Annotated in this window: 6 protein-coding genes; 2 read left to right on the plus strand and 4 right to left on the minus strand. The window is 69.3% G+C overall.

The window, feature by feature from the left end:
• The 4 genes from KIT86_RS23830 to KIT86_RS23845 all read right to left on the minus strand — a co-directional run.
• Positions 1–815: sigma 54-interacting transcriptional regulator (locus tag KIT86_RS23830; protein WP_297403025.1), on the minus strand; the 815-nt coding region annotated here is incomplete at its 3' end.
• 11 nt (positions 816–826) lie between these two features.
• Positions 827–2,629: a PAS domain-containing sensor histidine kinase gene (locus KIT86_RS23835; protein WP_297403027.1), complete on the minus strand. Its 1,803-nt coding sequence runs from the start codon at positions 2,627–2,629 to the stop codon at positions 827–829.
• A gap of 24 nt (positions 2,630–2,653) precedes the next feature.
• A complete protein-coding gene (locus KIT86_RS23840) occupies positions 2,654–2,902 on the minus strand; it encodes a PP0621 family protein (protein ID WP_297403028.1) in 249 nt (82 codons plus the stop codon).
• 10 nt (positions 2,903–2,912) lie between these two features.
• A complete protein-coding gene (locus KIT86_RS23845) occupies positions 2,913–3,713 on the minus strand; it encodes an inner membrane protein YpjD (RefSeq protein ID WP_297403030.1) in 801 nt (266 codons plus the stop codon).
• 165 nt (positions 3,714–3,878) lie between these two features.
• Here KIT86_RS23845 and ffh point away from each other — a divergent pair, with 165 nt between their 5' ends.
• On the plus strand, positions 3,879–5,249 hold the full coding sequence (gene ffh / locus KIT86_RS23850; RefSeq protein ID WP_297403032.1) for a signal recognition particle protein: 1,371 nt from the start codon (positions 3,879–3,881) through the stop codon (positions 5,247–5,249).
• Between the two features lie 13 nt (positions 5,250–5,262).
• Positions 5,263–5,889: a pyridoxamine 5'-phosphate oxidase family protein gene (locus tag KIT86_RS23855; protein WP_297403034.1), complete on the plus strand. Its 627-nt coding sequence runs from the start codon at positions 5,263–5,265 to the stop codon at positions 5,887–5,889.
• The last annotated feature ends 89 nt before the right edge of the window (positions 5,890–5,978 follow it).

Raw genomic sequence — 5,978 nt, forward strand, 5'->3', positions numbered from 1 at the left:
AGCGGAAGGTCGCCGATTTCATCGAGGAACAAGGTGCCGCCCCGGGCGGCCTGGAAGTAGCCCTCGCGGTCGGCCGTGGCACCGGTGTAGGCGCCCTTGCGTGCGCCAAAGAACTCGGCCTCGATCAGGTTTTCCGGGATCGCGCCGCAGTTGACGGCGACGAATGGCCCGCCGCTGCGGTGGCTGCAATCGTGCACCGCGCGCGCCACCAGTTCCTTGCCGGTGCCGGACTCGCCCAGAATGAGCACCGGCGCCATGCTGGAGGCCACCTTCTCGATGCGCGTCTTGATCTGCGCGATGCTGGGCGATGCGCCCACGATGCGGCGCAGTGCCTGTGCGCCGCTGGCAGTGGATGCCTTCCTGTTGGCCTCGCCTGCAGCGCTGCCGCCGGACGCGGAGGCCGTGGCGCCGTTGGCCAGGGAGGCCGGGGAGCCGCGCTGGCTCTGCAACGCCGCCGTCACCGCGCTTCGCAGCTGTTTGAGGTCCACCGGTTTGGTGAGGTAGTCGAAGGCCCCGGCCTTGAGCGACTCGACCGCGTTTTCGGCCGATCCATACGCGGTGATGACGATGCATTTCTCGGGCCGCTGGGCATCCGCAAGCTCGCGCAACAGGTCCAACCCCAGGCCATCGGGCAGCCGCATGTCGGAGATCAGCACGTCAAAGCGCTGCTGGGCGAGCCATTCGCGCGCCTGGGTGATGTCGGGCGCGGCCACCACCGCATGGCCTTCGCGCAGCAAGGTGAGTTCGTACAGGGTGCGAAGGTCGGGCTCGTCGTCGACCACGAGCACGGAGGCGGATGAGGGGGCGGTGGCCATCGGTGTGGTGCTCAGCGGGTCGCCAGCGGGGCATCACCCGAGAGAGGGTGGCCGTGGTGTTCGGCGCGCGTGGCCACCGAATCGCCCATGGGGTACGACAGGCTTTGCTGCGTCGGCTCGTGCGCGGACGCCGGGCCGGCGGCGGGGATCAGCGCGTAGAACTCGTTGCCCTCGCGCTGGTCCAGGCGCGTGCGGCGGTAGGCGATCTGGGCGCCGTAGCGCTCACAGAGTTCGCGGCAGATGTACAGGCCCAAGCCGCTGGAGCGGCTCTCGGAGGAGAAGAAGGGCTCGAACAGGTGGCGCATCACGCTGGCTTCAAGGGCCTGGCCGTCGCTCCACACCGACAGGCGGATGTGCTCGCTGCCGCTGGGCTGGGTGATGAGGCGGATCGAGGATGGCTTGCCGCTGGCGTGGCGCAGGGCGTTGTCCAGGAGGTTGATGAGCAGGCGTCGCAGGTGCTCCGGATCGAAGGCCACGTGCGCCGCCGGCGCATGGGCGTGCACGCCCAGGATGCGTTCGGCCTTGCTCTGGCGCATCCACTCGTGCGCGATCTGCCGGACGGTCTGGTCCAGCGGCAGGGAGGGCGCCGAGGTGCTGTCCTGGCTGGGCTGCGCGCGCGCGACGTTGAGGATGTCGTCGACGATGCGCGAGAGCCGCTGGGCGTTCTGCTCGATCATGCGGGTCAGCCGCTTCTGGGCCGGCGCCTGCACCTCTTCGTCCAGCAGCGCATTGGCCTGCGTGATCGCCGATAGCGGGTTGCGGATCTCATGCGCCACGGCGGCCGACATGCGGCCCATCGAGGCCAGCTTCTCGGTGCGCACGCGCGCCTCGACCTCGCGCAAGTCTTCGAGGAACAGCACGCACAGGCCCGCGCTGCGCCCGCTCTGCGCGGTCAGCCGGGTGCGCGCATGCAGGCGCTGGCTTGGCCGGTCCTCGTTGTCGATGGTGGTTTCGGTTTCCAGCGGCTCGCCGCGCGCGAAGGTCTCGTGAACCAGGTGGGCCAGGTGCTGCCAGCTGGAGCGGGCCGACAGCAGCAGCTTGGCCGCCTGGGGCGAGACCTGGCCGAGCAGCATGGACTGAGCTGCCGGGTTGGCGCTGCGCACGACGCCGTGCGGGTCCACCACCAGCACGCCCACCGTCAGGCTCTCGATCACCAGTTCGTTCACCTGGGCCTGCGCGCGGGCGGCGGCCTGGCTGCTGGCGGTCAGGGCCTCTTCGCGGGCCAGCCGGATCGCCAGCTGGTTGGCCAGCACGCCCACCAGGAAGAAGCCGGTGCCGGTCAAGGCCGCCTGCAGGAAGCGGGCGGTGGACACATCGCTGAACAAAGGCGCGTGCAGTGCCGCTTCGCCCAGCAGGTAGAGCGTGACCCCCGCGGCCGTGGCCAGGGCCAGCGTGAGCGAGCCCAGGATGGAGGCCAACAGCACCGGCAGGGCAAACAGCGCGGTGTAGTTGATGCTGCCGACCTGGAACGATTGCAGCAGGGCAAACACGAGCACGTCCACACCGATGGTCATCAGCCACTGGACGTGCATCGGGGCAGCCTGCTCCGCCGGCCGCCAGAGGTAGAGCGTGACCAGTGCGGCGCAAAGGTGGGCCGAGCAGACCACCACCAGCCAGTTGGGGCCGCCGGTCTGCGAGACCAGCACGAACACCTGCAGAGCGAGCAGCACCGTGGCGATGAACACCCGGGCCCGCATGAAGGCGCGCCAGAGCCGGACGAACGCGCGCATGCGCTGCTCGCGGCTCTGCACATGGCTGCCCTCGAAAGCGGAGTACCAGGACGGGGCGAACTGCGAGCTGACGTCCCGGGCCATGTCAGGCCTCCATCCGCAGGGGGGTCATGCCGAACCGCCTTCTCGCAGTCGGCGATGCTCGGTGCTGCAGTACGCTCCCTGCTGGCCGCGCACTGCCTCGTTCTCGGGCAGGTGCGTGCCGCATTGCTGGCAAGCCACCATGATGGTGGGGACGTTGGCGCGCGGCTGGGGTGGGGGCGCGCGGCGGGCGGCCTCGGCGCGGTCGTTCAGGCGGTTGTTGCGCCAGATGTGGAACGCCACCATCACCACGGCCAGGACGAGCAGGTATTTCATGGTCAATGCCTCAGCCGCGGTGCAGCATCACTTCGAGCACGAAGCGCGAGCCCACGTAGCCCAGCAGCAGGAAACCGGCGGCCACGTAGAGCGTGCGCACGGCGACTCGGCCGCGCCAGCCCAGGCGCCAGCGGCCCCAGAGCAGCACACCCATGGTGATCCAGGACAGCAGCGAGAAGGTGGTCTTGTGGTCCCAGACCCAGCGGTGGTTCAGGGTTTCGGAGAAATACCAGCCGGCCAGCAGCGTGGCGCTCAGCAAGGCAAACCCGGCGGCGACGAAGCGGAAGGTGAGGCGCTCCAGCGTGAGCAGGGGCATGGACGCTTCGCTGGCGTTGCCCAGGCGCATGGCCTTTTCGGCGCGTTGCATCAACCAGGCGTGCACCACGGCGGCCGCAATCAGGCCATAGGACGCGATGCCCAGCGCCCAATGGAGCGGCAGCAGCGCGGAATGCAGCGCCGGGTAGCGCGAGCCCGGGAACACCAGCGCGAGCAGCACGACCACCATGCCCAGGATCGCGAGCGTCCAGCGCGCGCGCATCTGCGGGTACAGGCGGCTTTCGATCAGGTAGACAGTGAGCACCAGCCAGCCGGTGACGGACAGGGCAGGGGCGAAACCGAAGCGTGCGGGTTGCTCGAACAGGCCGAGCGTGAGCACCACCAGGTGCAGCAGCCAGGCCAGCCCGAGCAGGCCGCGGCTTTGCGCCGCTGACAGGCGCGGGTGGGCCAGGGCGAGCATCGCGTAGGCCAGCGCTGCGCCGCCGGAGAACACCGCTGCGGGCAGGTTGGATGCGAGTGCAGGCAGCAGGCTCATCTCCGGGGCAGCGCGCCAAGCGTGAAAAGGTGGGGCGCAGCTAAAATCATCCTCACAGTTTAACGGCCTTGTCCCACCGGGACGCGCCGGCCCGCCGTCCCAGGCGCCCGCCCGACCGGCCGCGCCACGTGCGTTTCCTCCCATTCCCTTTCTACCCGAGGCAGCATGGCTTCAGCCCTTTCAGACCGACTTTCACGCATCGTCAAGGAAATGCGCGGGCAGGCCCGCATCACCGAGGGCAATGTCACCGACATGCTGCGCGAGGTGCGCATGGCCTTGCTGGAGGCCGACGTCGCCCTGCCGGTCGTGCGCGACTTCATCGCGCGCGTCAAGGAGAAGGCGCTGGGCCAGGAGGTGGTGGGCTCGCTCACGCCCGGGCAGGCGCTGGTGGGCATCGTCCACCGCGAGCTCGCCGCGACCATGGGTGACGGCGTGGCCGACATCAACCTCGCGGCGCAGCCGCCCGCGGTGATCCTCATGGCCGGCCTGCAGGGCGCGGGCAAGACCACCACCACCGCCAAGCTGGCCAAGCACCTCATCGAGAAGCGCAAGAAGAAGGTGCTCACGGTCTCGGGCGACGTCTACCGCCCGGCCGCCATCGAACAGCTCAAGACCGTGACCGCGCAGGCCGGGGCCGAGTGGTTCCCCAGCACGCCCGATCAGAAGCCGGTGGACATTGCCCGCGCCGCGGTCGACTACGCACGCAGGCATTTCTTCGACGTGCTGCTGGTCGACACCGCCGGCCGCCTCGCCATCGACGAGGCGCTGATGCGCGAGATCCAGGAGCTGCACGCCGTGCTCAAGCCGGTGGAGACCCTGTTCGTCGTGGATGCGATGCAGGGCCAGGACGCGATCAACACCGCCAAGGCCTTCAAGGACGCGCTGCCGCTCACCGGCATCGTGCTCACCAAGCTCGACGGCGATTCGCGCGGCGGCGCGGCGCTCTCGGTGCGCCAGGTCACCGGCGCGCCGATCAAGTTCGCGGGCGTGTCCGAGAAGATCGACGGCCTGGAGGTCTTCGACGCCGACCGCCACGCGCAGCGCGTGCTCGGCATGGGCGACATCCTGGCGCTGGTCGAGCAGGTCACGGCCGGGGTGGACATGGCCGCCGCTCAGAAGCTGGCGGCCAAGGTCAAGAGCGGTGAGGGCTTTGACCTCAACGACTTCCTCGATCAATTGCGACAGATGAAGCAGATGGGGGGGCTCTCCAGCCTGATGGACAAGCTGCCCGCTGCCATGGCCGCCAAGGCCAGCGAGGTCGACATGGGCCGCGCCGAGAAGGACATCAAGCGCAAGGAAGGCATCATCTGCAGCATGACGCTCAAGGAGCGCCGCAAGCCCGAGATCATCAAGGCCACGCGCAAGCGCCGCATCGCAGCCGGCGCTGGCGTGCAGGTGCAGGAAGTCAACCGCCTGCTCAAGGAGTTCGAGCAGATGCAGGACATGATGAAGAAGATGAAGGGCGGCGGCATGATGAAGATGATGAAACGCATGGGGGGCCTCAAGGGCATGCCCAAGCTGCCCGGCATGGGTTGAGGCGGTCTGCGCCATGACTTCGCCCGCCGACGATCCCCACACCATTCAGGACCTCGCCTCGCTCCAGGCGCTCTTCGGCCCGGTGGGCGACGCGTCGGTGCGCAAGGAGGTGTCGCGCCTGCATCCGGTCTACCAGCGCTGGATCGAGGCCTCGCCGTTCGCGGTGCTCGCCACCGTCGGCCCCGACGGGCTGGACGCCTCGCCGCGCGGCGATCCGCCTGGGCTGGTGAGCATCCAGGACGAACACACGCTGCTGCTGCCGGAGCGCGCGGGCAACAACCGCATCGACAGCCTGAAGAACATTCTGATGGACCCGCGCGTGGCTCTGCTGTTCTTGGTCCCCGGCGTGGGCGAGACGCTGCGCGTGAATGGCCGTGCGCGCATTTCGGTGGCACCAGACCTGATGCAGCGCCTGGCCATGGACGGCAAGCCACCCCGGTGCGTGCTGGTCATCACGGTGGACACCGTGTTCTTCCAGTGCGCCCGCGCCATGAAGCGCGCCGGCCTTTGGGCGCCACGCGAAGTCGCCGCGACCGTGCCCACGGCCGGCGCGATGCTCGCGGCCCTGACGGCCAACGCCATCGATGGCGCCGCTTACGACCGCGCCTTGCCGGCGCGCCAGCGCGACACGCTGTATTGAAGGTTCAGCCCAGGGTGCGGGCCAGCGCCTGCGCCGCCGCCTCCAGGCGAGGCAGCTGCAGCCGGGCCTGCGCCAGCGCCATGCGCGCG

The sequence above is a fragment of the Hydrogenophaga sp. genome, assembly GCF_026125825.1.
In the GTDB taxonomy this organism is placed as follows: domain Bacteria; phylum Pseudomonadota; class Gammaproteobacteria; order Burkholderiales; family Burkholderiaceae_C; genus Hydrogenophaga.